This is a genomic window from Methylobacterium sp. NPDC080182, assembly GCF_050281105.1.
In the GTDB taxonomy this organism is placed as follows: Bacteria; Pseudomonadota; Alphaproteobacteria; order Rhizobiales; family Beijerinckiaceae; genus Methylobacterium.
Map to the genome: position 1 here is coordinate 159,405 of NZ_JBNNWO010000013.1, position 25,422 is coordinate 184,826.

General features: G+C 72.3%; 23 protein-coding genes. 11 read left to right on the top strand and 12 right to left on the bottom strand.

Translation table 11 applies throughout. The annotated features are described in order from the left end of the window. Position 1 precedes the first annotated feature (1 nt). Genes tenA through ACQKQD_RS22560 form a run of 3 tightly spaced genes read right to left on the bottom strand, consistent with a single transcriptional unit; the run spans position 2 to position 2,841 of the window. Entirely contained in the window at positions 2–685 is a 684-nt protein-coding gene (gene tenA, locus ACQKQD_RS22550) for a thiaminase II (protein ID WP_427509611.1), read from the bottom strand. A gap of 3 nt (positions 686–688) precedes the next feature. Beyond that, positions 689–1,363 (bottom strand): response regulator, encoded by a 675-nt coding sequence (locus tag ACQKQD_RS22555; protein ID WP_012320334.1) that lies wholly within the window; start codon positions 1,361–1,363, stop codon positions 689–691. Further along, positions 1,360–2,841, bottom strand: a complete 1,482-nt coding sequence (locus ACQKQD_RS22560; protein WP_427509612.1) for an ATP-binding protein — start codon at positions 2,839–2,841, stop codon at positions 1,360–1,362. Before ACQKQD_RS22560 ends, ACQKQD_RS22555 begins: the two co-directional genes overlap by 4 nt. Before the next feature lie 288 nt (positions 2,842–3,129). Between ACQKQD_RS22560 and ACQKQD_RS22565 the strand changes: the two genes are divergently transcribed. Further along, positions 3,130–4,059 carry a hypothetical protein gene (locus ACQKQD_RS22565; protein WP_427509613.1) on the top strand — a complete coding sequence of 310 codons (930 nt, stop codon included), beginning with the start codon at positions 3,130–3,132 and terminating at the stop codon, positions 4,057–4,059. Positions 4,060–4,110: 51 nt separating this feature from the next. On the opposite strand, the gene ACQKQD_RS22570 is transcribed toward ACQKQD_RS22565, so the two are convergent. Then, positions 4,111–5,862 carry a DEAD/DEAH box helicase gene (locus ACQKQD_RS22570; RefSeq protein ID WP_427509614.1) on the bottom strand — a complete coding sequence of 584 codons (1,752 nt, stop codon included), beginning with the start codon at positions 5,860–5,862 and terminating at the stop codon, positions 4,111–4,113. 303 nt (positions 5,863–6,165) lie between these two features. Between ACQKQD_RS22570 and ACQKQD_RS22575 the strand changes: the two genes are divergently transcribed. After that, on the top strand, positions 6,166–7,263 hold the full coding sequence (locus ACQKQD_RS22575; protein WP_042671759.1) for a calcium:proton antiporter: 1,098 nt from the start codon (positions 6,166–6,168) through the stop codon (positions 7,261–7,263). A 172-nt stretch (positions 7,264–7,435) separates the two neighbouring features. On the opposite strand, the gene ACQKQD_RS22580 is transcribed toward ACQKQD_RS22575, so the two are convergent. Both ACQKQD_RS22580 and ACQKQD_RS22585 read right to left on the bottom strand, forming a co-directional pair. After that, positions 7,436–8,167, bottom strand: coding sequence for an FAD-binding oxidoreductase (locus ACQKQD_RS22580; RefSeq protein ID WP_427509615.1), 732 nt, complete (start codon positions 8,165–8,167; stop codon positions 7,436–7,438). Positions 8,168–8,219: 52 nt separating this feature from the next. Then, the gene (locus ACQKQD_RS22585; RefSeq protein WP_020093023.1) at positions 8,220–8,825 is read right to left on the bottom strand and encodes a sulfite oxidase-like oxidoreductase; all 606 of its coding nucleotides are present in this window, start codon (positions 8,823–8,825) and stop codon (positions 8,220–8,222) included. A gap of 170 nt (positions 8,826–8,995) precedes the next feature. Between ACQKQD_RS22585 and ACQKQD_RS22590 the strand changes: the two genes are divergently transcribed. Beyond that, positions 8,996–9,298, top strand: a complete 303-nt coding sequence (locus ACQKQD_RS22590; RefSeq protein ID WP_012320341.1) for a hypothetical protein — start codon at positions 8,996–8,998, stop codon at positions 9,296–9,298. Here ACQKQD_RS22590 and ACQKQD_RS22595 read toward each other — a convergent pair. From ACQKQD_RS22595 to ACQKQD_RS22605, 3 genes are all read right to left on the bottom strand, one after another. Continuing rightward, complete coding sequence (locus ACQKQD_RS22595; protein WP_427509616.1) at positions 9,268–10,236, bottom strand: DMT family transporter; 969 nt, start codon at positions 10,234–10,236, stop codon at positions 9,268–9,270. The two genes, ACQKQD_RS22590 and ACQKQD_RS22595, sit on opposite strands and share 31 nt — an antisense overlap. After that, positions 10,233–10,508: a translation initiation factor IF-1 gene (gene infA, locus ACQKQD_RS22600; RefSeq protein ID WP_012320343.1), complete on the bottom strand. Its 276-nt coding sequence runs from the start codon at positions 10,506–10,508 to the stop codon at positions 10,233–10,235. The genes ACQKQD_RS22595 and infA overlap by 4 nt, the downstream gene beginning before the upstream one ends. Before the next feature lie 211 nt (positions 10,509–10,719). Continuing rightward, a complete protein-coding gene (locus tag ACQKQD_RS22605; RefSeq protein ID WP_427509617.1) occupies positions 10,720–11,853 on the bottom strand; it encodes a branched-chain amino acid ABC transporter substrate-binding protein in 1,134 nt (377 codons plus the stop codon). Positions 11,854–12,091: 238 nt separating this feature from the next. Here ACQKQD_RS22605 and ACQKQD_RS22610 point away from each other — a divergent pair, with 238 nt between their 5' ends. The 3 genes from ACQKQD_RS22610 to ACQKQD_RS22620 all read left to right on the top strand — a co-directional run bounded on the left by ACQKQD_RS22610 (position 12,092) and on the right by ACQKQD_RS22620 (position 16,830). Further along, complete coding sequence (locus tag ACQKQD_RS22610; RefSeq protein WP_427509618.1) at positions 12,092–13,297, top strand: amino acid aminotransferase; 1,206 nt, start codon at positions 12,092–12,094, stop codon at positions 13,295–13,297. A gap of 5 nt (positions 13,298–13,302) precedes the next feature. Next, positions 13,303–14,340, top strand: coding sequence for a hydroxyacid dehydrogenase (locus ACQKQD_RS22615; protein WP_091927181.1), 1,038 nt, complete (start codon positions 13,303–13,305; stop codon positions 14,338–14,340). A 486-nt stretch (positions 14,341–14,826) separates the two neighbouring features. Continuing rightward, on the top strand, positions 14,827–16,830 hold the full coding sequence (locus tag ACQKQD_RS22620) for a TonB-dependent siderophore receptor (protein WP_091927182.1): 2,004 nt from the start codon (positions 14,827–14,829) through the stop codon (positions 16,828–16,830). Positions 16,831–16,840: 10 nt separating this feature from the next. Here ACQKQD_RS22620 and ACQKQD_RS22625 read toward each other — a convergent pair whose 3' ends face one another. The 3 genes from ACQKQD_RS22625 to ACQKQD_RS22635 all read right to left on the bottom strand — a co-directional run bounded on the left by ACQKQD_RS22625 (position 16,841) and on the right by ACQKQD_RS22635 (position 19,448). Further along, complete coding sequence (locus tag ACQKQD_RS22625) at positions 16,841–17,638, bottom strand: hydroxypyruvate isomerase family protein (protein WP_427509619.1); 798 nt, start codon at positions 17,636–17,638, stop codon at positions 16,841–16,843. Positions 17,639–17,641: 3 nt separating this feature from the next. Further along, positions 17,642–18,313: an aspartate/glutamate racemase family protein gene (locus tag ACQKQD_RS22630; protein WP_427509620.1), complete on the bottom strand. Its 672-nt coding sequence runs from the start codon at positions 18,311–18,313 to the stop codon at positions 17,642–17,644. 85 nt (positions 18,314–18,398) lie between these two features. Beyond that, positions 18,399–19,448, bottom strand: a complete 1,050-nt coding sequence (locus ACQKQD_RS22635; RefSeq protein WP_020093014.1) for a LacI family DNA-binding transcriptional regulator — start codon at positions 19,446–19,448, stop codon at positions 18,399–18,401. A gap of 185 nt (positions 19,449–19,633) precedes the next feature. On the opposite strand from ACQKQD_RS22635, the gene ACQKQD_RS22640 reads away from it, so the two are divergent. From ACQKQD_RS22640 to ACQKQD_RS22660, 5 genes are all read left to right on the top strand, one after another. Then, a complete protein-coding gene (locus ACQKQD_RS22640) occupies positions 19,634–20,941 on the top strand; it encodes an alpha-hydroxy acid oxidase (protein ID WP_427509621.1) in 1,308 nt (435 codons plus the stop codon). 177 nt (positions 20,942–21,118) lie between these two features. Then, a complete protein-coding gene (locus tag ACQKQD_RS22645; protein ID WP_427509622.1) occupies positions 21,119–22,174 on the top strand; it encodes a lactonase family protein in 1,056 nt (351 codons plus the stop codon). 161 nt (positions 22,175–22,335) lie between these two features. After that, entirely contained in the window at positions 22,336–23,631 is a 1,296-nt protein-coding gene (locus tag ACQKQD_RS22650) for an MFS transporter (RefSeq protein WP_091680479.1), read from the top strand. Positions 23,632–23,676: 45 nt separating this feature from the next. Continuing rightward, on the top strand, positions 23,677–24,507 hold the full coding sequence (locus ACQKQD_RS22655) for an NAD-dependent epimerase/dehydratase family protein (protein WP_427509623.1): 831 nt from the start codon (positions 23,677–23,679) through the stop codon (positions 24,505–24,507). Between the two features lie 62 nt (positions 24,508–24,569). After that, positions 24,570–25,271: a substrate-binding domain-containing protein gene (locus tag ACQKQD_RS22660; RefSeq protein ID WP_427509624.1), complete on the top strand. Its 702-nt coding sequence runs from the start codon at positions 24,570–24,572 to the stop codon at positions 25,269–25,271. Positions 25,272–25,422: the final 151 nt, after the last annotated feature.

Sequence of the window (25,422 nt, forward strand, 5' to 3'; positions counted from 1 at the left end):
GTCACAGGGCCCAGGCCGCGTCGCGGTAGGCGCTGTCCCAGAACTGCCACTCGAGCCGGGTGGCCTGCGTGAACGCCCGGTGCATCCGCGCGCGCTCGGCCTCCGACGCGTCCCACGCCGCGCGGTCCGTGGCGGCGATCATGGTCGCGACCGCCGCGGCGAAATCGTCGCCCGCGTAGGTGTCGATCCAGGCGCGATACGGGTTGTCGGGCGCCGCGCGGGCGAAGATGTCGTCGCCGACCGCCTTGTAGATCCAGAAGCAGGGCAGCAGGGCCGCGCAGAGGACCGCGTAGGGCTCGGCGTAGGCGGTGGCCGTGAGGTAGCTGACGTAGTGGTCGCAGGCCGGCGTCAGGGGCGTGGCCGCGAAGGTGTCCGGCCCGATGCCGTAGTCGCGGAAGAAGCCGCCGTGGAGGGCGCGCTCGACCACGATCGCCTCCTGCGCGGCGCGGGAGAACTGCACGATCGTGTCCGGATCCGGCGCCTTCGCGGCGGCGAGGCTCAGCGCCCGGCCGAAGCCGATCAGGTAGTGCGCGTCCTGCACGATGTAGTGCCGGAACCGGTCTTGCGGCAGCGTGCCGGCGGCAAGCTCGGCGTTGAACGGCATCGACCGGATGGTCTCGTAGGCGGCGGCGTTGCGCGCCCAGGCCTCCGGGGAGAAGGCGTCGTCAGGTCCGAAGGATGCCACGGCTTAGCCCTGCCGCTGCGCGTGGGTGACGGCGACGTGGATCAGCTCGGCGAGGGTGCGCACGCCGAGCTTCTGGCGCATCTGCGAGCAGGCGTTCGTCACGGTCTTGTAGCTCACCGACAGGTCGGCCGCGATGGCTCCGTAGGAGCGGCCCTGCGCGAGGCGCGCCAGGATCTGCTGCTCGCGGGGGGTCAGCTGCGATTCCGGCGCGCGGCGGGCGTCGGCGCGCAGCATCGCCACCTCGGTGGCGAGGCGCCGATCGAGGTAGACCTCGCCGACGCGGACCTTGGCGAAGGCCTCGAACAGCTCGGCCGAGGCGTGGTCCTTGAGGACGTAGCCCAGGGCCCCCGCCTCGAGGGCGCGGGCGACGATCACCGGGTCGTTGTGCATGCTGAAGACCAGGATGCGCGTCTCGGGCGCGACCGCCCGGATCCGCCGGATCAGGCCGAGCCCGGCCATGCCACTGCCCTGGAAGGTCAGGTCGCAGATCACGACCGGCGGGCGGAGCCGGTGGAAGATCCGGTAGCCGCCGACGACTGTCGTCGCCTCCGCGATGGTCTCAACGCCGGAATCCTCCAGCACGCGTCGACAGCCCTGCAGGACGATGGGGTGATCATCGATGACGAGAACCGGCAGGCGCGTGGCGGCGGCGTCGATCTGGGATGCGATGGCGTTCATGCGCTCGGCGCGGTGTTGTTCTCGTCGCCCCGGTCAGGCGGAACGGGGATCGTGATCCGGACGATCGCCCCGGGGCCGGCATTGTCAAGGGCGAAGGTGCCGTCGAGGGCCTCCACGCGCTCGCGCATCCCCGACAGACCGAGCCCGGTGCCGTGTTCCGGCGGGATTCCGGTGCCGTTGTCGCGGATGGTGAGGTCGATCCGGCCGCCGGTCTCGGTCGCCTCGGCCTCCACCCGGGTCGCGGCGCCGTGCCGCACGGCGTTGGTGGCGCTCTCCTGCACGCAGCGGAACACCGTGAGGTCCACGAGGTCGCCGTAGCCCCGGGCCAGCCCGTCGAAGCGGCCCGCGAAGGTGATGCCGGGATGGCGCTGCCCGAAGCCGCGCAGGAGCAGGTCGAGGCAGGTCGCCAGGGGCGCCTGCCCGAGGCCGTGCGGCCGCAGGCGGTTCAGGAGCTCCCGGTTGACGGTCTGGACCTGCCCGACGATCGCGCTGATCTCGGCCGCCCGGGCGGCGAGCTTCTCGCGGCTCGGCTCGGCCGTGCCGGAGGCGATGCGGCCGATCGAGGCGGCGTTGGCCTCCAGGGCGAACAGGCACGGACCGAACTCGTCGTGCAGCTCCAGGGCCGTCCGGCGGCGCTCGTCGTCCTGCGCGGTCAGGAGCTGGCGGTTGAGGCGGCCGTTGGCGGCCCGGACCTCGCCCAGGGCCTCGGCGACCTTGTTGAACCGCTCGGCGATCACGGCCAGCTCCCGGGCGCCGGGCGGCTCCAGGCGGGCGGTGTAGTCGTGGTGCTCCAGCTGGGTCAGGCCGGCGCCGAGCCGCCGCAGCGGCGCGAGGATCCGGCCCAGCGCGATGTAGAGCGCGATCAGCATCGCGGCGTTGATCGCCAGGGTGGTCAGCGAGAGCGCCCGCGCGTAGCCCCAGATCTCGTCGATCTCGTCCATCGGCTGCGTGGTGATCTGCGCCGTGCCGAGCCGGCGCCCGTTGACAACGATCGGAAGGGCGTGGCGCTCGATCGGCGGCATGATCAGGTCGGCGAACCAGCGCGGCGCCTCCCGGTCGGCGCGCGGCGGCGGCAGCGGCCGGCCGACCTCGTCGCCGTCCGCGTCGAGCACAGCGACCCGGACGTGCCGGAGGACCTTGAAGCGCAGGTCGAGGGTCTGGAGCAGCGTGTCGGGCGCGGCCGTGTCGGACAGGCGGATCGTGTCGGCCACCAGCGACTCGACGGTCGCGAGCGACGCGCGGGTCTCGACGCGCACGGCCGACCGGGCGTTCAGGACGATGACCGCGCAGGAGATCACGGCCGCGAAGGCGTCGATCAGCAGGACCACCGCGACGAGCCGCGCGCGGGTGGACCACGCCGACCAGGGCCAGCGGCGGAGCCGGGGAGCGTCCGGCGCTTCGGCCGTCTCGGTACGCGGGGACAGGTTCGGGCGGGTATCCACGCGCTGACGCATAGCGACCGCGCCGGCGAAGTCCATGGCGCCCGCCGCGGGCGGCCGGCGGAGTGGCGACCCGGACGCGCTCAGGCCGCCCCGCCCCCAGTGCAGCGGACGGGGCGAACACCGATTCTTAAGCGGCGTAGCGTAATCTTGTGGATAGCCGCGCCAGGACTGGCTGGGCAGGCAATTCGGACCGACATCATTGCGCCGTATTGCAGCTCCTCTATCGCCACCAGAGTCGAACCACCTTCGAATCCTCGGAGCGTGGCGGCCGGTGAAGGGGAGCCCGGTCGCGCGCGGCGTGTATCGTGTCAGAGACCCCGGCCTATGATCGATCTCAACCTCGACCCGTCCGAGACCCGGCCTGACCGGACGCCGTCGGCCAAGCCCGGGCCGTCGCTGAACCTCAAGGTCGCGCTGTTCAGCGTGGCCGGCGCGAGCGCGCTGGTCGGCTTCGGCGTCGCCGCCTCGACGGTGATGGCCGGCCTCGCGGCGCCGACCCCCGTGAAGATCGTCGCGTCCCGGCAGGCCGCGGACTGGCCGGAGCTGAAGGACGGGCTGCCCGCCATCAAGGGCTCCGTCCAGGCGGCGGCCGCCCCGGCGCAGCCCGCCAAGCCGGAGACACCGGCGCTCAGGATGGTGTCGCTGCCGGAGGCGTTCGCGGCGATCACGCCCGCGCCGACGCCGCCCGCGCCCACCACCCCGCGGCCGGCGGCCCCGCAGCCCGCGAAGGTCGCCGCCGCCCCCGTCGCGCCGACGCAGCGCATCCCGGTTCCGACGCCCGTCACGCCGGTCGCGGCCGCGCGGGAAGTCGCGCCTCTGGCGCCGGTCCGCACGGCCGCGCTTCAGACGCCCCGCGCCTCCGAGACGGTCCGGGCCCGCGAGCTCGTCGAGCCGGCCGCGCCGAAGCCGGTGGCGGAGAGCACGGAGCGCGCGGAAAAGGCCGAGCGTCCCGAGAAGAAGGAGCGGGCCGAGAAGACGGAGCGCTCCGGGAAATCGGATAGGACGGAGCGCGCCGAGAAGATCGAGCGCCCCGAGAAGCCCGCGCCCAAGGCGGCGACCCGCCAAACACCCGCGCCGACGCGGACCGCCGACAAGGCGAAGGGCGCCGCCACCGCGACCGTTGCCCAGGCGGAGCCCGCCGAGGCTGAGGATACCGAGGTGCTCGGCATCAAGCTCCCGTCCCTGGCGCCGGCCGGGCGGAAGCTGAAGGAGAGCGTCGACGCCCTCGGTGACGCCGTCAAGAACGTCTTCTGATCCGCCGCGGCGGCCCCGATAGCGGGGCCGCACGGTTATCGGGCCCGGCGCTCAGGCCCGGCCCGTCTGGCGCCCGGCCTTTTCGCCCTTCGGCCCGGTGCGCTCGGCCTTGCGCTGGTGCTTGCCGGCCCGCGGGCTCGCGAATCCCTTCGGTCCGGCGGGCGGGCCCCGGCGCTCGGCCGGCGCCCCATCGCCCGCGAGCGCCTCGACCTGGATCTCCGGCGAGCCGTTGCGGGCGAAGGATTCGGCGAAGCGCGCCGCCGCATTGCCACGCACCTCGAACTTGGTCTCGCGGTCGAAGATCCGGATGGCGCCGATCTCCTGGCGTCCGATCCCGCCCCGACGGGTCAGCATCGGCAGCAGCCGGCGCGGGTCGGCGTTGTCGCGGCGGCCGAGGTTCAGCCGGAACCAGACCGCCGGGCCCATGGCGGCGATCCGCTCCGGGTCCATCGGGTCGTAGGGCGGCCGCTCGCCGCGGGGCGCGCGGCCCTCGCCCGGATCGCTGACCTCCTCGGGGGCCGGCAGGCGGGTGCGGTACACGCGGGCCAGGAGCGCGGCGAGCTCCTCGGGGCTCTTGCCGGCGAGCAGCGTCTCGGCCAGCGCGACGTCCTCCTCGGCCGGCGGCTCGGCGAAGAGCGGGTCGGACAGCATGCGCTCGCCGTCGAGCCGGCGGATCTCGTCGGCCGAGGGCGGCCCCGACCATTCGGGGCTCACCTTGGCGATGGCGAACATCTGCTCGGCCCGGCGCCGCCGGGAATTGGGGATCAGCAGCACCGAGGTGCCCTTGCGGCCGGCACGGCCGGTGCGGCCGCTGCGGTGCTGGAGCACCTCGGCGTCGTGCGGGAGATCCGCGTGGATGACGAGGCTGAGCGACGGCAGGTCGATGCCGCGGGCGGCCACGTCGGTGGCGACGCAGACGCGGGCGCGGCCATCGCGCAGGGCCTGGAGCGCGGCGTTGCGCTCGCCCTGCCCCAGCTCGCCCGAGAGTGCCACCACCGAGAAGCCCCGCTCGGTCAGGCTGGCCTGGAGGTGCCGGACGGCGTTGCGGGTGTTGCAGAAGACGATCGCGGTGGCGGCGTCGGCCTCGCGCAGGAGGTTGAGCACCACGTGCTCGGTCTCCCGCGGCATGATCCGCACCGCCCGGTAGGCGATGTCGGCGTGGCCCTTGGTCTCGCCCTTGATCGCGAGCCGGAGGGCCCCGCGCTGGTAGCGCTCGGCCAGCGTCTCGATCGCCTTCGGCAGGGTCGCGGAGAACAGGTAGGTGGCCCGCTCCGCGGGCGTCGCCGAGAGGATGAACTCGATGTCCTCGCGGAAGCCGAGATCGAGCATCTCGTCCGCCTCGTCGAGGACCACGGCGCGCAGCGCCGTCGGGTCGAGGTTGCGGCGCTCGAGGTGGTCGCGCAGGCGGCCCGGCGTCCCGACCACGATGTGGGTGCCGTCCGCGAGCATCCGGCTCTCCCGGCGCGGATCCATGCCGCCGACGCAGGCCGCGACACGGCCTCCGGCCGGCCCATAGAGCCAGGACAGCTCCCGCTGGACCTGCAGGGCGAGTTCCCGGGTCGGGGCGATCACGAGGGCGAGGGGCGCCGCCGGGGGCGGCAGATGCTCGGCCTCCCCGATCAGCATGCTGGCCATGGCGAGGCCGTAGGCCACGGTCTTGCCGGACCCGGTCTGGGCCGAGACGAGGAGGTCGCGGGAGCCGGCGGCGGCTTCCAGCACGGCGGCCTGGACCGGCGTTGGGTCGGCGTAGCCGCGGTCGCTCAGGGCCCGCGCGAGGGGGGCGGGCAGGGTCGGGAAAGGCAAGCTTCGGGAACTCTCAACGGCCGTGCCGCGCCCGGCAGCGCGCCATCGCGCGGCGGGGGAATCAGGCGCCGGACTTTATTCGGGTGCCTGGAAGGTAACGCCAACCGGGCCGACTGACCACTCCCGTCGCAGCATGGGGCGGTTGCGCGCGCTCGATCCGGGATCCGGCCCGCCTCATCGGCGCGCGAATGGACCCGCGGCCGATCGGCCGTCGACGCCGACACTGGTCCGACGACCTGCTAAGGCTCCCGTGAATCGCGCACGTCGAGGCCCGACGCGAACCGAGCGGAGTACACGTTCATCATGATGGCAGCCCTGCGGGTGGCGGTAGCCTGGGCGACGGTTCTCGCCTTCACGTGGTTCGGCAAGGACTGGCTCGGAGACCTGTCGCAGCCCCTGTTCGCGGGGGGCCTGTTCGCGTGGCTGCTCGCCGTGATCGTCTGGGCCGCCTTCGGCGTGGTGCACGAGGCCGAGGAGCTGGCACACCGCCTCGGCGAGCCCCTCGGGACGCTGGTCCTGACGCTGGCCATCGTCATCATCGAGGTGGCGCTGATCTCCGCCGTGATGCTGTCGGCCAAGGACGCGCCGACCCTCGGTCGCGACACGATGTTCGCGGTGCTGATGATCGTGCTGAACGGCGTGGTCGGGCTGGGCCTCCTGGTCGGCGGCCTGCGTCACCACCAGCAGCGCTACAACCTCCAGGGCGCCTCGGCCTTCATGGCGGTGATCATCCCGCTCACCACCATCGCGCTGATCATCCCCAACTTCACCAGCTCCACCAGCGACGGGACCCTGACGACGCTTCAGGCGGTCACGTTCTCGGTGTTCACCCTCGCCCTCTACGGCGTGTTCCTGCTGATCCAGACCGGGCGCCACAGCGAGTTCTTCATCGACGCGGAGATCCCCGAGGCGACGGAGCCGCCGCACGGCGCGGATCCGGTCTCGGGCGGCAGCGTCGCCAAGCATGTCGGCCTGCTGCTCGCCAACGTCCTGCCGATCGTGATCCTGGCCAAGAGCCTCGCGGTGATCCTCGACCACGGCATCGCGGCGCTCGGCGCGCCGACGGCGCTGGGCGGCGTGCTGATCGCCGCCATCGTGTTCACGCCGGAGGGGATCTCGGCGCTCAAGGCGGTGGCCCGCAACGAGCTCCAGCGGGCGATCAACCTGTGCCTGGGGGCGGCCACCTCCACGGTCGGCCTCACCGTGCCGGCGATCCTGACCATCGGGCTGCTCACCGGCCAGACCGTGGTGCTCGGCCTCAAGCCGACCGAGATGACCCTGCTGGCCGTGACGCTGATCCTCAGCGCCCAGACCTTCTCGGGCTCGCGCACCACCGTGCTGGAGGGCGCGGTGCACCTCGTGCTGTTCTTCGTCTACCTCGTGCTGATCTTCAGCCCCTGATTCGGCTTCCGGCGGAACGCTTCGGCCGATGCAACCCGCTCCGTCATCGCGAGCGCAGCGAAGCGACCCGGGGCGGCGCGACGTTGGAGAACGTGGCGCACTCCGGATTGCGTCGCTCCGCTCGCAACGACGACAGAGCCGAGATCCTCGACCGGAAAGCGCCAGGCCTCGTTCAGGCGCCGAAGCGCTCGGTGCGGATCAGGCCCGGCGCGACGCCCTGCGCCAGGATCAGGTCCGAGGCCGCGGCCACGAACCGGTTCGAGCCGCAGAGGAACACCTTCCCGGGCGCCCCGATCCGCGCCAGCGCGTCGGCGACGAGGGGCGCGTCGATCCGCTTGCCGCCGGGCTCGCGGGTCGTGGCGAGATGCAGGGAGAAGTTGGGATCCGTCTCGGCGAGTCGCTCCAGCTCGGCGACCGCGATCGCCTCCGCGCGGGTGCGGGCCGAGTAGATCAGCGCCGCCGGGATCGCCCGCCAGTGCTGCGCCCGCCGCCGCAGCATCGCCAGGAGCGGCACCACGCCGGACCCACCGCCGCCCAGGAGCAGCGGCCCGCCGTCAGACCCGTCCCAGGAGAACGAGCCGCCGATCGGCCCGCGCAGCTCGACCCGGTCGCCGACCTCGGCGCAGTGCGAGAACCAGCCGGACACCTCGCCGTCCGGCAGGGCCTCGATCATCAGCTCCAGGGTGCCGCTGCCGTCCTGCGCCGAGGCGACGGAGTAGCTGCGCTGCGCCTGGTAGCCGTCCTCGGCGGTGAGCCGGACATCGACGTGCTGCCCGGCCCGGTAGGACTCGGCGAGGCCGCAGCGCAGCCGGACGCTCTTCACGTGCGGCGTGACCGGCGCGATCGCGGTGATCTCCGCCTCGTGCCAGCGGAAGACGATGGGCTCGAACGCCGGGTCAGTCACTGTGTCCGTCACTGTGTCCGTCACTGCGCCAGTCACCACTTCAGGAACCGCCTCAGTCACCGATGTAGCGCTGCTCACGCCAGGGATCCCCGTACATGTGGTAGCCGCGCAGCTCCCAGAAACCGGCCGTGTCGGTCTGAGTGAACCGCAGGCCCTTCACCCACTTGGCGCTCTTCCAGAAATAGAGGTGCGGCACGAAGAGCCGCGCCGGGCCGCCGTGATCCGGATGGATCGGCTGGCCCTCGTAGCGCGTCGCCACCAGGGCGCGACCGCCCACGAGGTCGGCCACCGGCACATTCGTGGTGTAGTCGTCGTGGGATTCCGCCAGGAGGTAGCCGGTCGGTGCCGTGATCCCGGCATCGGCCAGGATGTCGTCGAAGCTGACGCCCTCCCAGGTCGTGTCGAACTTCGACCACTTGGTGACGCAGTGGATGTCGCCGCGCCAGGTGGTGCGGGGCAGCGCCTCGAACTCCGCCCAGCTCCAAGCCTTGATCGGCCGGGACCCCTCGCGCAGCGTGAAGCGCCACGTGGCCATGTCGACGGTCGGGTTGGGGCCGATCTGGAGGATCGGGAAATCGTCGGTGAGATACTGACCCGGCGGCAGGCGCGCGCCGGTCTCGGGCGGCTGCCTGCGTCCGACGAAGCCCCGTGTCACCATGACGGTCGCCGCTCCTCTCGCTCGCCCTCCGGCTCGCCCCCGGGTTTGGTGCGGCGGAGCACCTCACGTCAAGCCGGCACGTGCGGCCGAACAAACGCCCCAAAGCTCGGGTGTGCTAGCAGCTCTGTGCCGATCGATCGGCACGAATCGCCTGCTTTCAGGGGGATGTCATGAAGTACCTTCTCGCGACGAGCCTTGTCGTCGGGAGCCTCGCCACGCTCGCGCCGGCCGCCCAGGCCCGCGACGGCATCGGCGCCGGCGGCGCGGCAGCCCTCGGCGTGCTCGGCGGCCTGGCCGTCGGCGGCGCCATCGCGTCGGCCAACAACGGCTACTACCCGGGCCGCCCGGTCTACCGCGCCCCGCCGCCGGTCTACGTCGAGGAGGATTACGGCCCGGTCTGCCACTTCGAGCGCCGCCGGACCTACGATGCCTACGGCGACGTCTACATCCGCCGCGTCCGCGTCTGCGAGTAGGCGGCTTCCGGAGTGGCCTCTGCGGCGGGCGCCGGTTTCAGGCGCTCGGCGCAGGCGATCCCGGCCAACACCAGGGCCAGGGCGACCCCTTCCGTCGCGCCGAACGGCTCGCCGACCAGCAGGACGGCGAGGATCGCGCCGAAGATCGGCACGAGGTTGACGAACAGGCCGGCGCGGTTCGGGCCGATGATCTCGACGCCGCGCATGAAGAAGAGCTGCGCCAGCAGCGACGGCCCGAGGCCCACGAAGGCGACCATCAGCCAGCCCTCGCGGTTGGGCCAGACGGCGTGGCCCGTCGCCCACTCGACGGCGAGCGGCGGCAGCGAGGTGACGAAGGCCGCGACCGCCATCGCGGCGAAGAACACCAGGGCCGGCACCTTCGGGCGCGTCGGCAGGAAGATCGTGTAGCCCGCGTAGAGCAGGCAGGCGCCGAAGACGAGCACGTCGCCGCGGTTGAACGCGAGGGTCGTGAGCACCGACAGGTCGCCGTGCGTGGCGGCGAGGCCGGCGCCGACCAGGGTCAGCGCCACGCCCAGGACCTGCCCCGGCGTGACCGGCACCCGGTAGGCCACCCGGTTCAGGACGATCACCAGCACGGGGATCGCCCCCTGGAACAGGGCGAGGTTGATCGCGCCGGTATGCACACCGGCCGCGTAGAACAGGCAGTTGAAGGCCGTGTAGCCGAGGCCGCCCATCAGCAGGATGCGCAGCCAGTGCGGCCGCAGGAGCGGCCACGCGGCGGCGAGCCGGCGCGCGGCGAAGGGCATGAGCACCAGGCAGGCGACCGCCCATCGGAGCGTCGTGATGACCTGGGGCGACACGTGACCGGGCGCCCAGCGGCTGGTGACGGCGTTGCCGGCCCAGAGCAGCGCTGTGACGGTCAAGAGCAGGTAGGCGGGCGCGGCCGGGGAAGCCCGGCGCGCGCGCCCGGTCGTCAACGGCGGCGGAACTGACCGCCGCGCACCGGCGGGCGGGGTCCGGACGAGCGCTCGTCCTTGTGGCGGAACACGAGGCGGCCCTTCTCGAGGTCGTAGGGCGACATCTCGACCGTCACCCGGTCGCCCGCCAGCGTCTTGATGCGGTTCTTCTTCATCTTGCCGGCCGTGTAGGCCACGATCTCGTGGCCCTGGTCGAGCTGCACGCGGTAGCGCGCATCCGGCAGGATCTCGATCACGAGACCATCGAACTGCATCAATTCTTCTTTCGCCATGCACCTTCTCCAGTCGGACCGTCCGGCAGCAGGCGTTCCGGCAATGCGTGTTCGGCTGTCATCGAGCTCGGGAAACGCCGCAGGGCGCGGATCCGATCCGGGGGACCGCCCGCGCCAGCTCAGCAGCACCGCCCGCATGTAGTCCCCGCGGGAACCGGCCGCAAGTCACGGACACCGAACACGTTCCGTCATCGACACGATTTGCCGGCTCTCAGGGCTCGGCGTCGTTGCCGGCGTAGTCGAGGCGACCGTCCGGCGTCCGGCGCCAGATCCGCAGGGCGATCGGTGCTGCGGCGCGGTCGCCCCGCGCGTCGAAGGCCACCGATCCGAGCAGCGTCCGGGACGGCCCCGTCCGCACGGACTCGGCCACCTTGTGGCCGTCCGCGATGCGGCCGGTCCTCGGGTCGGCGGCGCGGGTGCGCTCGGTCGCCTGCGCCAGGAGCTCCACGGCCACGTAGGCGTTGGCCGCGACGCTCTCCGCCTCGGGCGAGCGCGGCACCGGGCGAGCGCCGCGGATCTCGGGCAGGCGCGGCGGATCGGGAACCAGGGTCATGACCGTCCCCTCCCCGTCGCCGTCGACCGCGGCGAAGGCGGGGTCGAGGATGCCGTCGCTCGCCACCAGGGTCGCGCCGAGGCCGGCCTCGCGCATGGCGCGGAGCAGGGTCACGGCCTCGGGCGCGAGGCCGCCGAAATACACCGCGTCGAGGCGCGCCGCCTTCAGCCGCGCGACGAGGTCCGCGAGGTCGCGGTTGCCCCGGGGGAAGCCGTCGAACATCACCTCCGGCATGCCGGCCTCCTTCAGCCGCGCCGCCACCGCGTCGGCGAGGCCGCGGCCGAAGGTCGAGCGGTCGCTGAGGATCCCGACCCGGCGTCCCGCGAAGGCCTTCGCCAGGTAGGCCCCGGCCGCCCGACCCTGCTGGGCGTCGCTCGGTCCGAGGCGGAACAGGTTCCACAGACCCCGGCCGGTCAGCGGTCCGTATGACGCCGCGGGCGCGACCATGACCGCGCCCGCCTCCTCGTAGACGGGCGCCGCGGCCGCGACCGCCCCGGATTCGAGCGGTCCGACGACGAGGCGCACGCCGTCGGCGGCGAACTTCTTCGCGACGGCGACGGCCTGCCGCGCGTCGCCGCCGTCGTCGGCCGGGACGAGGACCCAGCGCGGGCGGCCGCCCGCGACGCGGTTGAGATCGGCCACCGCCTGCTCGGCGCCCTGCCGGAGCCCCTGGCCGAAGGCGGAATCCGGACCGGTCAGCGGCGCCGACAGGCCGATCCGCACCGGTGCCTGCGCGACGGCCGGGGCGGCGGCCAGGAGAAGGGCGAGGAACGGGACGAGGCGACGGATCATGGCGGCACTCTAGGACCGTCGGCGCCCCGACCGGAAGGGCACCGGACAGGGATCGCCCGGCCTATCGTCGGGCGCAGCGTCGCGCAGATCGTTGAGCGGATCGGGATGCTGATGCGCGCGGAAGCGCTGGCGGGCGGGCGCGATGTGCGGAATAAGGGCGTCGGCCCGGCCCGTCGCCGGGCGTGCCGGCGCCCTTCCACGCGTCGCCGGCCGAGACCCTCTGGGACGATTGACGATCATGACCTCGCTGTTCGCCGGCATCCAGGACGCGCCGCTCGACCCGATCATGCGCCTGTTCGAGGCCTTCAACGCCGACCCGAGCCCCAAGAAGCTCAACCTCGTGGTCGGCGTGTACACGGACGCGGACGGCAAGGTGCCGCGCCTGCGCGCCGTGCAGACCGCCGAGAAGCGCTGGATCGAGAAGGGCCTGCCGAAGACCTACCGGCCGATCGAGGGCACCAAGCCGTTCCGCGACGCGGTCCAGGAGCTCCTGTTCGGCAAGGGCGCGCCGATCCTGTCCCAGAACCGGGCCGCGACGCTCCAGAGCATCGGCGGCACCGGCGCGCTGAAGACCGGCGCCGACCTGCTGGCCAAGCTCTACCCGAACGCCACCGTGGCGGTGAGCAACCCGAGCTGGGAGAATCACAAGGCGCTGTTCGGCCAGGCCGGCTTCACCGTGGTCGACTATCCCTACTTCTCGGCCGAGACCGGCGGCGCCGACTACCCGGCCATGAAGGCCTATCTCCAGGATCTGCCGAAGGGCTCGATCGTGGTGCTGCACGCCTGCTGCCACAACCCGACCGGCGCCGATCTCGGCCTCGACGAGTGGCGGGACCTCGTGCCCCTGATGGCCGAGCGCGGCCTGATCCCGTTCCTCGACATCGCCTACCAGGGCTTCGGCAACGGCCTCGACGCCGACGCCGAGCCGGTGCGCCTGTTCGCCGAGTCCGGCCAGGAATTCCTGGTCGCCTCCTCGTTCTCGAAGTCGTTCTCGCTCTACGGCGAGCGCGTCGGCGCGCTCACCATCGTGGCCGAGAACCCGGCCGCGAAGGCCAAGGTCGAGGCCTTCGCCAAGCGCCTCGTCCGGGCGAGCTACTCGAACCCGCACACCCACGGCGCGGCGATCGTCGAGATCGTGCTCACCGACCCGGAGCTGCGCGCCGACTGGGAGCGGGAACTCGGCGAGATGCGCGACCGGATCCGCGCCATGCGCGAGCGGATGGCCGACAGCCTGCAGCAGCGCCACCCGGAGCGCGGCTTCGACGCCATCAAGGCGCAGAAGGGCATGTTCTCCTACACGGGCCTGAGCCCCGCCGAGGCCGCCCGCCTGCGCGAGGACCACGAGGTCTACGCCCTGGAGACGGGCCGGATCTGCGTCGCCGCCGTCAACACCCACAACATCGACCACGTCATCGACGCGATCGACGCGGTGGTGAAGGGCTGAACCGGGTGTCGGCCCCCAAGCGCGTCTGCCGATTCAACGTCTGGATCAATCCGGTCTTCGACGCGCGCCTGGGGGCCGAGCCCGACATCGACCTTCAGGTCGGCGACCTGCAGGGACCGGACGACGCGCTCGCGGCGCTGCTGGCGCGGGTCCACGTCCTCCACGTCTCGCCGGCGCGGGACGAGTTGCCGCGCCGCTGGCACGTGACCGACGCGCTGCTCGCCGAATGCCCCAACCTGCTCGCGGTCTCGTCGGCCGGGGCGGGCTTCGACACGGTGGACGCCGCCGCCTGCACCCGGGCCGGCGTCGCGGTGGTGAACCAAGTGGGCGGCAATGCCCGCTCGGTGGCGGAACTGGCGATCGGCCTGATGCTCGCCGTCTCGCGCAAGATCTGCGTCTCCGACCGCCTGCTCCGGACCGCGCGCGGCTTCACCCGCGAATCGCTGATGGGCCACGAGATCGGCGGCGCGACCCTGGGCCTCATCGGGATCGGTCATACCGGCCGGGAGGTCGCCAAGCTGGCCCGCGGCTTCGACATGCGGGTCCTCGCCCACGATCCCCTGCTCTCGGACGCGGAGATCCGGGCCCGCGGCGCGGAGCCGGTGGACCGGGCGCGGCTGCTCGCCGAGTCCGACATCGTATCCCTGCACTGCCCCCTCGACGACACCACCCGGGGCAGCTTCGACGCCGCGTCCTTCGCGGCGATGAAGCCGGGGGCGCTGTTCATCACCACCGCCCGGGGCGGGGTCCACGACGAGGCGGCGCTCGCCGCCGCGCTCACCGCCGGCCATCTCGCCGGCGCCGGCCTCGATGTCTGGTCGCCGGAACCGCCGTCCCTCGACGCGGCCCTGCTGCAGCTCGACACCGTGGTGGCGACCTACCACACCGCCGGCGTCACCCACGAGGCGCGGCGCAACGTGGCCGCCTGGGGGGCCGAGCAGATCGTCGGCCTGCTCCGGGGCGAGACGCCGCCGCGGCTCGTCAATCCCGAGGTCTGGCCCACGGTCCTCGAGCGCCGGGCGCGGCTGCTCGGCGGCGCCTGACCGGGAACAGGTCCCGCTCCGCCCTGTCTGGGCGGCGCGCGAACCGGTCACGATCGCTCGGACGACGTGAAAGGCGTCGTCTGTGCAGATGCCCCGCGACCCGGCGTGTTGAGAGCCCGTGCGCCGGAGCGATCTTCCCCTTCCCTCACCGGTCGAACGGGCGGCGACGGGGTCTTCGCGCGCCCCGTGTGGGCGGACCGTCGATCCCGCATAGATTATAGTTATTCAAAATCTAGCCTGGATGTTCCGCCGACGATCGAGCTTGACCGTGAATGTTTCCACACCGTATCTGGCGCCACTCGAAACAGAATGGTCGACATCGTGGTACGGCGTAACTGTGCAAGGTCTTGCACGCGGGCTTCGCGCGGCGTTTCCGGGCGCGCAGCCAGAATCTCCCTCTTCCTCACTCCGGTATTGCTCCCGTCTCCGGGCTGGGCTCAACTTGCCGTTGACAGTTCCCAGGAAGTCCAGCTGGAGGAGCTGTCGGTGGCGGGGACCGGCGACGGGACGTCCCGCGTCGACGGTTACCGGGCCACGCGGGCGGTGAGCGCCACGCGGACCGACACGCCCGTCCGCGAGGTGCCGCAGACCATCGTGGCGGTGCCGCAGGCGGTGCTGGAGGACGCGGCGGCGACGCGGATCGACAGCGCCCTCGACCTCGCGGGCGTCGGCCGCGGCAACAATTTCGGCGGTCTCGGCCTGACCGAGTTCACGATCCGCGGCGTGGCGACCGGCGAGTATTACCGCAACGGGTTCCCGATCAACCGCGGCTACCCCAACAGCCCCGACATCGTCTCCATCGAGCGCATCGAGGTCCTCAAGGGCCCCTCGGCCTTCCTGTACGGCCGCGGCGATCCCGGCGGCACCTTCAACATCGTGACCAAGCAGCCGCTGGCGGCGCGCTCCCTCACGGTCGGCACGCAGTACGGCAGCTTCGGCGCCAAGCGGAGCACCTTCGACGCCACCGGCGCCCTCGACGAGAGCGGGCAGGTGCTGGCCCGCGTCACCGGCGCCGTCGAGGACAACGGCAGCTTCCGGGACTTCGTCACCAGCGACCGCTACGCCCTCGCCCCGGTCATCGCCTGGAAGCCGACGACGGACACGACCGTCACCCTGGAGGGCGACTTCGTCAGCACGGCGCAGACCTTCGACCGCGGCATCGTCCCGCTGGGGGGCAACGTGCGCGCCCTGCCGCGCAGCCGCTTCATCGGCGAGCCGGGCCTGCCGCCGGCCCATGTCGACAACGCCCTCGGCCAGCTGCGCGTCGAGCACCGGTTCGACCAGGACTGGGTGCTGAACGTCGGCGCCCAGGTGCTCGGCGGGAACCTGTCGGGCTACGGCGTCGGCGCCATCGGCCTGCTGCCGGATGGCCGGACCCAGCGGCGAACCCTGGAATGGCGGGACCTGACGTGGTCCGACCTCGACCTGCAGGCGAATCTCGCGGGGAAGTTCGAGACCGGCCCGTTCCGCCACACGCTCCTGCTCGGGCTGGAATACGACAGCTACCGCTACCGGGAGGTGTTCAACCGCTCGAACGTCGCGACGAACCCGTTCCTCCTCGACCTGCTGGCGCCGCGCTACGGCCAGCCGCTGCCGCCGATCACCGCGCGGGTCACGAACTTCCTACAGAAGACCGAGAGCTACGCCGGCTACGTGCAGGACCAGATCGACCTCACGCCCCGCCTCCACGCTCTCCTGGGCGTCCGGGTCGAGGACCTCGGGCTGGTCTCGACGAACAACCTCACGAAGAGCATCACCAGCCTGCAGGGTCTGGTGGCGACGCCGCGCTTCGGCCTGCTCTACGACCTGACCGACACGGTCGCGCTCTACGGCAACTACGCGCGCTCGTTCCGGCCCAATATCGGCACGGATCGCAGCGGCCGGCCCTTCGCGTTCGAGGAGGGCGAGGGCTACGAGGCCGGCGCGAAGGTCAGCCTCCTCGACGGGCGCCTCGACGCCACCGCCGCCCTGTTCGAGATCCGGCGCTCCAACGTCCTCAGCACCGATCCGGTCGACCCGAACTTCAGCGTGGCCACCGGCACGGTGCGCAGCCGCGGCTTCGACCTGACCGCCGCCGGCTACCTGGCCCCGGGCTGGCGCGTGATCGGGACCTACACGCGCGTCGACGCGGCCGTCGCCCGCGACAACACCCTGCCGGTCGGCACGCGCATCGCCAACGTGCCCGCCAACAGCCTCGCGTTCCAGACCGTCTACGAGTTCCAGAGCGGCGACCTGAAGGGGCTCGGCCTGGGCGGCGGCCTCGACTTCGTCGGCCGACGCGCCGCGGGGACGGCACTCGCGACCTTCAACCTGCCGCAATACACGCTGGTCAACCTGATCTCGTACTACCAGATCGCGCCGGGCGTGCGGATCTACCTCAACGTCGACAACGTGTTCGACGCGACGTTCTACGACCGCGCGTTCCAGAACCGCTACGCGACGCCGGGGCAGCCCCGCACGATCATCGGCGGCGTCGCCGCCCGGTTCTGAGGCCCCGGCGCTACGCCGCTGCCGCCCGCATCCAGCCGAGCCCCGCCTCGGTGCCGGCCGCGGGATGGTACTCGCAGCCGACGAAGCCGGAATAGCCGACCTCCTCCAGGGCGGCGAAGATCGGGTCGAAGGCGATCGTGCCGGTCCCCGGCTCGTGCCGCCCGGGATCGTCGGCGATCTGGACATGGGCGATGAGCGGCGCGTGCGCGCGGATCAGCGCCGCCGGATCGTGGCCGAGGCACACGCAGTGATAGGCGTCGAACAGCAGCTTGACGTTGTCGCGGCCGATCGTCCGGATCGCCTCGACCGCCAGCAGCGGGTCGTCGATCGCGTAGTCGGCGATCGAGCCGGGACCAATCGGCTCGACGATCACCGTCATGCCGCGCGCGCCGGCGGCGTCGGCCGCGAAGGCGAGGTTGTCGAGATAGGTGTCCCAGAGCCGCGCCCGCTCGACTCCCGCGGGCCGGACGCCCGCCATCGGGTGGACCATCCGGCAGCCGAGCTGCGCGACGTAGTCCAGGGTCGGCTCGATCGTGGAGCGGAAGTAATCGATCCGGTCGGGCAGCGCCGCGAAGCCCTTCTCGCCCTTGGCGGCGTCCCCTGCCGGGAAGCCGGTCTGGACCAGCGGCACGCCCGCCCGCTCCAGCCAGCCCGCGACCTCCCGGGCCGGCGTCGCGAAGAGGTTGGGATGCTCGACCGCGCGGAACCCGGCACGGGCCGCGGCCGCGAAGCGCTCGGCCAGCGGCAGCTCCGTGAACAGGAAGCCGCAATGGCCGCTGAGACGATCCTTGTAGGCACCGAGCTTCATGGGTCAGGCGCTCCCGCCGGTCTCGATCATCGCCCGCATCCGATCCACCGCCGCGTGGGGCGCGGTCAGAACCGGGACGTCGACGGCCTTCCGCACGGCCTCGGCCGCGCGCGAGGTGGAGAAATGCGCGAGCATGATCGCGTCGCAGTCGCGCAGGTCCGGCGCCCGCTCGGCGATCAGCCGGTTGTGGGTCTCGGCGTCGCCGGCGCGCAGCCGCGCCATCGCGTCGTCCACCAGGACCGTCCGGAGGCTCGCCGGGCGCCCGGACTCGGCGACGAACTCCTCGAACTCGTCCGTCATCGTGCCGACCGAGGGGCCGAAGGTCGCCAGCATGCCGATGCGCGCGCCCTGCGCGATCGCCGCGCGGAACATCGCCTCGTTGGGCTTGAGCACCGGCACCGGCACGGTCTCGATCAGCCGGTCGATCGCCGGACCGAAGGCCGAGCAGGTGATCAGGATGCCGTCGGCGCCCATGTCGTGGCCGTAGCGGCCGAACCGCACGAAGCGCTCGATCATCGTCTCCGAGATCGCGCCCGGCTCCTTCGCCCGATCGAGGGACAGGCCGTCGTCGAGCAGGTTGACGGTCTCGGCCTCCGGCCAGCGCTCGGCGAAGGCGGCCTGGATCGGCGCCATGGCGACCGGCGTCGCGTGCAGGAGGACGATGCGGGGAGCCATGCTGTGTTCCGGAGAGTCTACGGAGCCGGACGGGGCCGGTCCGCATGTTGTAAGCGATTTCAACTGGGTGGCAAGATAGCGCAGGTCAGGCGTCGGCACGCCGCGGCGGAGCCGTGCTGGCGCGCAGGATCAGCTCGGCGTCGATCTCGGTGAGACGGACCATCGGCCGCCCCTGGATCCGGGCGATCAGGTGGTCGCCGGCGGCGTGGCCAATCTCGGCGGAGTGGATGCGGATCGTCGTCAGCGCCGGGTCGAGGAAGGGCGCGAAGTCGGAATCGTTGTGGCCGATCACCGACAGGTCGCCGGGAATGGAGAGCCCCCTTGCCCGCGCCTCGATCATCGCCCCGAAGGCGATCTGGTCGGTGCCGCAGATGATCGCGGTCGGGGGCGGGCCGCCGGCCAGCATCTGGCGGAACCCGTCGCGGCCGCCGCCGATCCCGTAGGAGATCTCGATGTCGTGCTCCGGGGCGAGCCGCAGGCCGCGGGCCGCGAGCGCCGCCGCGATGCCCGTCACCCGGGCGCCGCCGCGGTCGTTGTCCTTGCGCAGGCCCGAGATCACCCCGATCCGGCGATGGCCGAGATCCATCAGGTAGTTGGCCGCCCGGGCCGCCGAGGCAGCGTTGTCGAAGCCCACGCAGGGGCGCTCGCGGGACAGACTGAAGGTCTGCACCATCGGGATGCCGGCGCGGGCGATCCGGGCGTGGAGGTCCGGGTGGTGGATGTCGCCGACCAGCATCAGTCCGTCGACGCCGCGCTCCAGCAGGAAGGTCGCCTCGCGGAGCTCGTCCTCCAGGTCGTAGCCGGCATTGGCCGCGACCAGGGTGTAGCCCGCCTGCCGCAGCCGGTCCTGGAAACTCGACAGGACGCGCACGAAGGCCTCGTTCTCGATGTTCGGCACGACCGCGCCGACCGCCATGAAGCGGCGCGTCGAGAGCGCCCGGGCCGCCCCGTTGGCGACGAAGCCGAGATCCTGCGCGGCCCGCATCACCGCCGCGCGCTTGTCGGCCCGGACGCCGGCGGAGCCGTTCAGCACCCGGGACACCGTCGCGGTCGAGACGCCGGCGCGGCGGGCGACGTCCCGGGCCACCGGGCTGCGCGTCGGCGGCTCGAGGATCTCCTCCGGCAGGTCCAGCACTGAGATCGATCTCCCATCCCGAACGGCCCCGCGGGGCAGCGCGTCGGCCCCGGATACGCGACGCGGCGATGCCCGGCCAGCAGAAGCGGGCCGAACCGGCAGTATATTGACACCCTACCCGGCCGCTGGCTATCTGAAAGCGCTTTCAAGGAGCCGCTCGATCGGGCGGCCCACAGGAGGATCCGATGGCGACGCTCGACCGGCCGGCCTCCGGACTGGGAGCCCCAGAGCGCGCCGCGCCGACCGTCGGCGGCGCGGACGCCGCGGCGCCGGGCATCGCGGCCCCGCAGGCCATCGTCACCAGCCTGAAGCGCAGCGACGCGGTCACGCCCTACCGGTTCCGCGACCTGCTGGCCCTCGACGATTTCGAGCGGCACGCCCGCAAGCTCCTGCCGCCGATGATCTTCCAGTACGTGGCCGGCGGGGTCGAGACCGGCTCGGCCCTGGCGCAGAGCCGCGGCGCCTACGCCGACTACGCCCTCGTCCCCCGCCTGATGCGGGACACCTCGGCGCGGGACACCGCCACCACGCTGTTCGGCCAGACCTACGCTGCGCCGTTCGGGATCGGGCCGCTGGGCGGGGCCGCCTTCATCGCCTACCGGGGCGACCTCGTGCTCGCCGAGGCGGCCCGGCGGATGAACCTGCCGATGTGCCTGAGCGCCTCCTCGCTGATCAGGCTGGAGGACGTCCACGCCCAGAACCCGCAGGCCTGGTTCCAGGGCTACCTGCCGGGCGACCAGAACCGGATTGACCGCCTCCTCGACCGGGTCGAGGCCACCGGCTACCGGACCTTCGTGGTGACCGCCGACACGCCGACCCTCGGCAACCGCGAGCACAACATCCGCAGCGGCTTCTCCATGCCGATCAAGGTCACGCCGAAGGTGGCGTGGCAGAGCGCCACCCATCCGCGCTGGCTGCTCGGGACCGTCGCCCGGACATTCCTCAAGCACGGGGCCCCGCACTTCGAGAACACCGAGGCCGAGCGCGGGCCGCCGATGATGTCCCAGGGCGCGGTGCGCAACACCATCGCCCGCGACCAGCTCTCGTGGAAGAACCTGGAGGCGATCCGCAAGCGCTGGTCCGGCAACCTGCTGGTGAAGGGCCTACTGGCGCCGGAGGACGTCGACATCGCGCGGGAGTGCGGCGCCGACGGCGTGATCCTCTCGACCCACGGCGGCCGCCAGCTCGACTACGCCGTCGCCCCCCTCGACGTGCTGCCGGAGATCGCCGCCCGGAAGGGCGGGCTGAAGATCATCGTCGACAGCGGCATCCGCCGGGGCACCGACGTGATGAAGGCGCTGGCGCTGGGCGCCGACTTCGTCCTGCTCGGCCGGCCCTTCATGTTCGCCGCGGCGCTCGGGGGCGCCGCGGGGGTCGAGCACGCGATGCGGATCCTCAAGGAGGAGCTCAACCGCGACATGGCGCTGATCGGGGTTAACCGCCTGTCCGAACTCAATCCCGACTTCCTGCGCCGCACCCCGCGGCGGGCCTGAGCCGATGGCGGGAGGATCGACCGTGCTCGGCTTCCCGGACACGCGCGGCGCGCCGGCGAGCGGCAGCGGGACAGCCGCCCGGGGCGCCGGGGCCGCCGCGCCCGGGCGACCGGCATCCCCGCACCGTCGATCCCGCCGGCTGCCCCCGCAGCCCCGTCCCCGATCCGGATGCTCCGCATGACCGACCCCGCCCCCCGCGGCCTCGCCTTCGTGGGCTGCTTCACCACCGAGCGGCGCCGGGCGCGCGGCCGGGGCATCGACATCTATCGGACCGGTCGCGACCTCGGCGACTGGACGCATCTCGGCCGGGTCGAGAGCCTGACGAACCCGTCTTTCCTGGTGACCGACCCGGCGCGCGCGATCCTCTACACGGTCCAGGGCGACGGCGCGGTGGCGAGCGCCTTCGCGCTGGAGCCCGACGGCACCCTGCGTGGACTCGGCAGCGCCGCCACCGGCGGCACCAACAGCGTGCATCAGGCCATCGACCCCGGCGGTCGGTTCCTGATCGTGGCCAACTACGCCAGCGGATCGGTCGCCCTCATGCCGGTGCGCGCCGATGGCGGCCTGGAGCCCGCGTGCCAAGTGCTGCCGCTACCGGGCGAGCCGGGCCCGCACCGGACCGAGCAGGCCTGCGCCCACCCGCACCACGTGGTCCTGTCACCCGACGGTCGCCACGTCATCGTCCCCGACAAGGGCCTCGACCGCGTCTTCGTCCTGAAGCTCGCGGGTGAGCGGCTCGCCATCGTCTCGGAAACCGCCATGCGTCCCGGCGCCGGCCCGCGCCACATCGCGTTCCACCCGCATGAGCCGCTCGCCTTCCTGGTCAACGAGCTCGACTCGAGCGTCGCCACCTGCCGGTGGGACGCGGACGCCGGAGCGCTGACGCCCCTGCACCTCGTCTCGACCCTGCCGCCGGACTTCTTCGGCGCGAGCACCGCCGCGGCCATCGCGGTCACGCCCGACGGACGATTCGTCTACGCGTCGAACCGCGGACAGGACGGGATCGCGCGGTTCCGGGCGGACCCGGCCGGGCGCCTCGAACCCGCGGGCTGGACGTCCTCCGGCGGCCGCGACCCGCGCTTCATGGTCCTGGCACCGGACGGAGGCCACCTGCTCGTCGCCAACGAGCAGGGCGACTGCCTCGTCGCCTTCGCCATCGATCCCGAGAGCGGAGACCTCACTCGGACCGGTTCGCGCCCGAGCCTCAGTCCCTGCACGATCGCGTTCCTGTAGGAGGCGCCGACGCGTTCAGGCCCGCGCCGCGCGCGGGCCCGACCATGCCCCTCGAAGGGGCAAGAGAGGCGGAACCGGCGGCGGTCGAGCCGTGACCTCTGACCGCCGGGCCGCACCAAGCAAACAAGAAAAGAAAATCATAAATATTCTGGAGGATGCCCATGTTCGCCAAGCGTTACAGGTTCCTGATCGCGTTCCTGCTGTTCATCGCCGGTATCATCAACTACATGGACCGAGCGGCGCTCGGCGTCGCCGCGCCCTTCGTCAAGCAGGACCTGAACCTGTCGCCCTCGGAGCTGGGGGTGATCTTCAGCACGTTCTTCTTCGGTTACGCGCTGTTCGCCTTCGTGGGCGGGCAGCTTGCCGACCGCTACGGGCCGCGCAGCGTCTACAGCTGGGCGGCGGCCTCCTGGTCGGTCCTGTGCATGCTCACAGGGGCGGTGACCGGCTTCGCCCAGATGTTCATCGTCCGCGCCCTGTTCGGCTTCGCCGAGGGGCCGATGAACTCCACCACGAACCGCACCATCACCACGTGGTTCCCCCGCGAGGAGACCGCCCGGACCATCGGCTTCACCTTCTCGGGCCAGACGGTGGGCAGCGCCATCGCGGCGCCGGTCGTCGGCCTGCTGGCGATCCAGTACGGCTGGCGCGTGGCGTTCGTGGCCATCGGCGCCGTCGGCCTGCTCTGGGTCGTGGCGTGGCGGATGCTGATGACCGACCGGCCGCAGGACAACCCGCGGGTCCATCCGGAGGAGATCGCCCTCGTGGAGCGCAGCCGGGCGGTCACGCACCTCGCGCCCTCCGACCATGCCCGCTCGCTGAAGGAGTACCTGTTCCTGCCGAGCACCCTGTCGCTCGGGCTCGGCATGTTCGCGGTGAACTACACCCTCTACATCTTCCTCTCGTGGCTCCCGAGCTACCTCACCGACGCGCTGCACATGCCGGTGAAGGAGATGGCGCTCGTGGCGTCGATCCCCTGGGCCTGCGGCTTCGTCGGCTACGTCGGCGGGGGCGTGGTGGCGGACTTCGTCTACACGCGCATGGGCGACAAGCTCGCCGCGCGGAAGATCACCACGATCGTGCCGCTCGCCATCGCGGGGGTGGCCCTGATCATGGTCAACGCCGCGACCAGCACCGCCATGGCGGTCGCGCTGATCGCGCTCGCCGTGCTGATGCTGACCAGCTCGGTGCAATCCTGCTGGGCGACGATCCACGAGCTGGTGCCCGAGGCCCGGGTCGGCGGCGTCAGCGGCTTCATCCACCTCCTGAGCAACATCTCGGGCATCATCGGGCCGACTGCCACGGGACTGGCCGTGCAGTATCTCGGGGGCTACGCCAGCGCCTTCGTGATCGCCGCCCTGATCGCGGCGGCCGGCGTCGTCGCGATGGCGATCTTCGTGCGGCGGCCGCGCAACCCGGCGGAAGCCGGCCCCCTCGCCGCGGCCAAGCCCGTCTGACCGAGGCTGTCCGATCAAGTCCGCCGGAATCTGGAGCAGCGTCCCATGAGCGCCGAGACCGTCCCGCCCAAACCCGTCCTCCTGACCGGAGCCTCCGGCGCCCTCGGGCGCGTCCTGACCCGCGCGCTCGGCGCGCAGGGCTGGACGCTCCGGCTCACGGACCGCGTCCCCTTCCCCGACCCGTTGCCGGAGGGGGCGCGGTTCCAGGTCGCCGACCTGGAGGACGGGCCGGCGATCCTCCGGCTGGCGGAGGGCTGCGGCACGATCCTCCATTTCGGGGGGATCTCGGTGGAGCACCCGTTCGAGACCGTGATCGGCCCGAACATCCGCGGCCTCTACCACGCCTACGAGGCGGCCCGGCGCGAGGGCGCCCGGATGATCTTCGCCTCGTCGAACCACGCGATTGGCTTCCACCCGCGGTCCGAGGTGCTGGACGACGATTGCGGCCTCGCGCCCGACGGCTATTACGGCCTGTCCAAGGCCTACGGCGAGCTGATGGGCGGCCTCTACCGCGACAAGCACGGGGTCGAGAGCGTCTTCCTGCGGATCGGCTCGTGCTTCCCGGAGCCGACCGACGCGCGGATGCTCGCCACGTGGCTGTCCTACGCCGACCTGACCCGGCTGATCACCCGCGCCACCCTGGCCCCGGACCTTGGCCCGACGGGCTCGGTGGTGATCTGGGGCGCCTCGAACAACAGCCGCATGACCTGGTGGCGGAAGGACGGTCGTGCCGTCATCGGCTGGACGCCGCAGGACAGCGCCGATGCCCACGCGGCGGCGCTGGAGGGGAAGACCAGCGGCAACCCGGTGGTGGAGCGCTACCAGGGCGGCGGGTTCACGGCGATCGACTATTCCCGCGCCGCGCCGCCGCGGTGACGGACCGCTTCTTCGGCGCGGCCACCCGACCGCTCCTCCCGAGACGAGAGACTGGACACACCATGCCGAGCGAGCGACCCGAGACACGCCTCAAATGCGCCCTGGTGGTGCGCGGCGCCTTCGACGCCCACGTCGTCCCGGCCTTCGAGGCCGCGGGGGGCCGGACGGCGATCCACTGGGCGCCGACCACGGTCATCATGAAGTCCCTCGCCGAGGGCGAGACCGCCGACGCGGTGCTCGTCCTGTCGGACGCCATGGATCGGCTCGTCGCCGAGGACCGCGTCGAGCCGGAGAGCCGGGTCGACGTGGTGCGCTCGCGCTACGGCATCGCCGTCAAGGCCGGGGCTCCGCATCCGGACATCGCGACCGTCGAGGCGCTGAAGCGCACCCTGGTGGAGGCGCGGTCGGTGGCCTACTCGCGGACCGGCGCCAGCGGGATCTACTTCGCCGGCCTGCTGCCGCGGCTCGGCCTCGCCGACGCGGTGAACGCCCGGGCGACGATCATCCCGCAGGGCTTCACGGCCGAGAAGCTGGTCTCCGGGGAGGCCGACATCGCCGTCCAGCAGATCAGCGAGCTGATGGTCGTGCCCGGCATCGAGGTGGTCGGCCCCCTCCCCGACCCGGTGCAGGAGATGACCACCTTCGCGGCGGCGATCCTGCGCGGCGCGGCGGACCGGGACGGCGCGGCCCGGTTCCTCGCCGGGCTGACGACGCCGCAGGCGGCCGAGGCCTACCGGACCAGCGGGCTGGAGCCGGCCTACTGACGGCGGCCGACGCCCCCGACCGCGCGCATTCCGGCCCCGCTCTGCGCCGCTTAAGTTGAAGCAGCGGGGTGGGACCGGGGTTCGCGACCGCAAAAAAGTCCTTATGCTCGTGCTGTCCGGACGCCCAATCCCGTCCGACCGGATCGCTCCA

Excerpts from the sequence above, each read along its gene's own strand:
- infA (WP_012320343.1), bottom strand. The coding sequence starts at position 10,508 with ATGGCGAAAGAAGAATTGATGCAGTTCGATGGTCTCGTGATCGAGATC.
- ACQKQD_RS22660 (WP_427509624.1), top strand. The coding sequence starts at position 24,570 with ATGCCGAGCGAGCGACCCGAGACACGCCTCAAATGCGCCCTGGTGGTG.
- ACQKQD_RS22630 (WP_427509620.1), bottom strand. The coding sequence starts at position 18,313 with ATGGCTCCCCGCATCGTCCTCCTGCACGCGACGCCGGTCGCCATGGCG.
- ACQKQD_RS22575 (WP_042671759.1), top strand. The coding sequence starts at position 6,166 with ATGATGGCAGCCCTGCGGGTGGCGGTAGCCTGGGCGACGGTTCTCGCC.
- ACQKQD_RS22565 (WP_427509613.1), top strand. The coding sequence starts at position 3,130 with ATGATCGATCTCAACCTCGACCCGTCCGAGACCCGGCCTGACCGGACG.
- ACQKQD_RS22645 (WP_427509622.1), top strand. The coding sequence starts at position 21,119 with ATGACCGACCCCGCCCCCCGCGGCCTCGCCTTCGTGGGCTGCTTCACC.
- ACQKQD_RS22640 (WP_427509621.1), top strand. The coding sequence starts at position 19,634 with ATGGCGACGCTCGACCGGCCGGCCTCCGGACTGGGAGCCCCAGAGCGC.
- ACQKQD_RS22650 (WP_091680479.1), top strand. The coding sequence starts at position 22,336 with ATGTTCGCCAAGCGTTACAGGTTCCTGATCGCGTTCCTGCTGTTCATC.
- ACQKQD_RS22590 (WP_012320341.1), top strand. The coding sequence starts at position 8,996 with ATGAAGTACCTTCTCGCGACGAGCCTTGTCGTCGGGAGCCTCGCCACG.
- ACQKQD_RS22555 (WP_012320334.1), bottom strand. The coding sequence starts at position 1,363 with ATGAACGCCATCGCATCCCAGATCGACGCCGCCGCCACGCGCCTGCCG.
- ACQKQD_RS22625 (WP_427509619.1), bottom strand. The coding sequence starts at position 17,638 with ATGAAGCTCGGTGCCTACAAGGATCGTCTCAGCGGCCATTGCGGCTTC.
- ACQKQD_RS22560 (WP_427509612.1), bottom strand. The coding sequence starts at position 2,841 with ATGGACTTCGCCGGCGCGGTCGCTATGCGTCAGCGCGTGGATACCCGC.
- ACQKQD_RS22605 (WP_427509617.1), bottom strand. The coding sequence starts at position 11,853 with ATGATCCGTCGCCTCGTCCCGTTCCTCGCCCTTCTCCTGGCCGCCGCC.
- ACQKQD_RS22585 (WP_020093023.1), bottom strand. The coding sequence starts at position 8,825 with ATGGTGACACGGGGCTTCGTCGGACGCAGGCAGCCGCCCGAGACCGGC.
- ACQKQD_RS22655 (WP_427509623.1), top strand. The coding sequence starts at position 23,677 with ATGAGCGCCGAGACCGTCCCGCCCAAACCCGTCCTCCTGACCGGAGCC.
- ACQKQD_RS22610 (WP_427509618.1), top strand. The coding sequence starts at position 12,092 with ATGACCTCGCTGTTCGCCGGCATCCAGGACGCGCCGCTCGACCCGATC.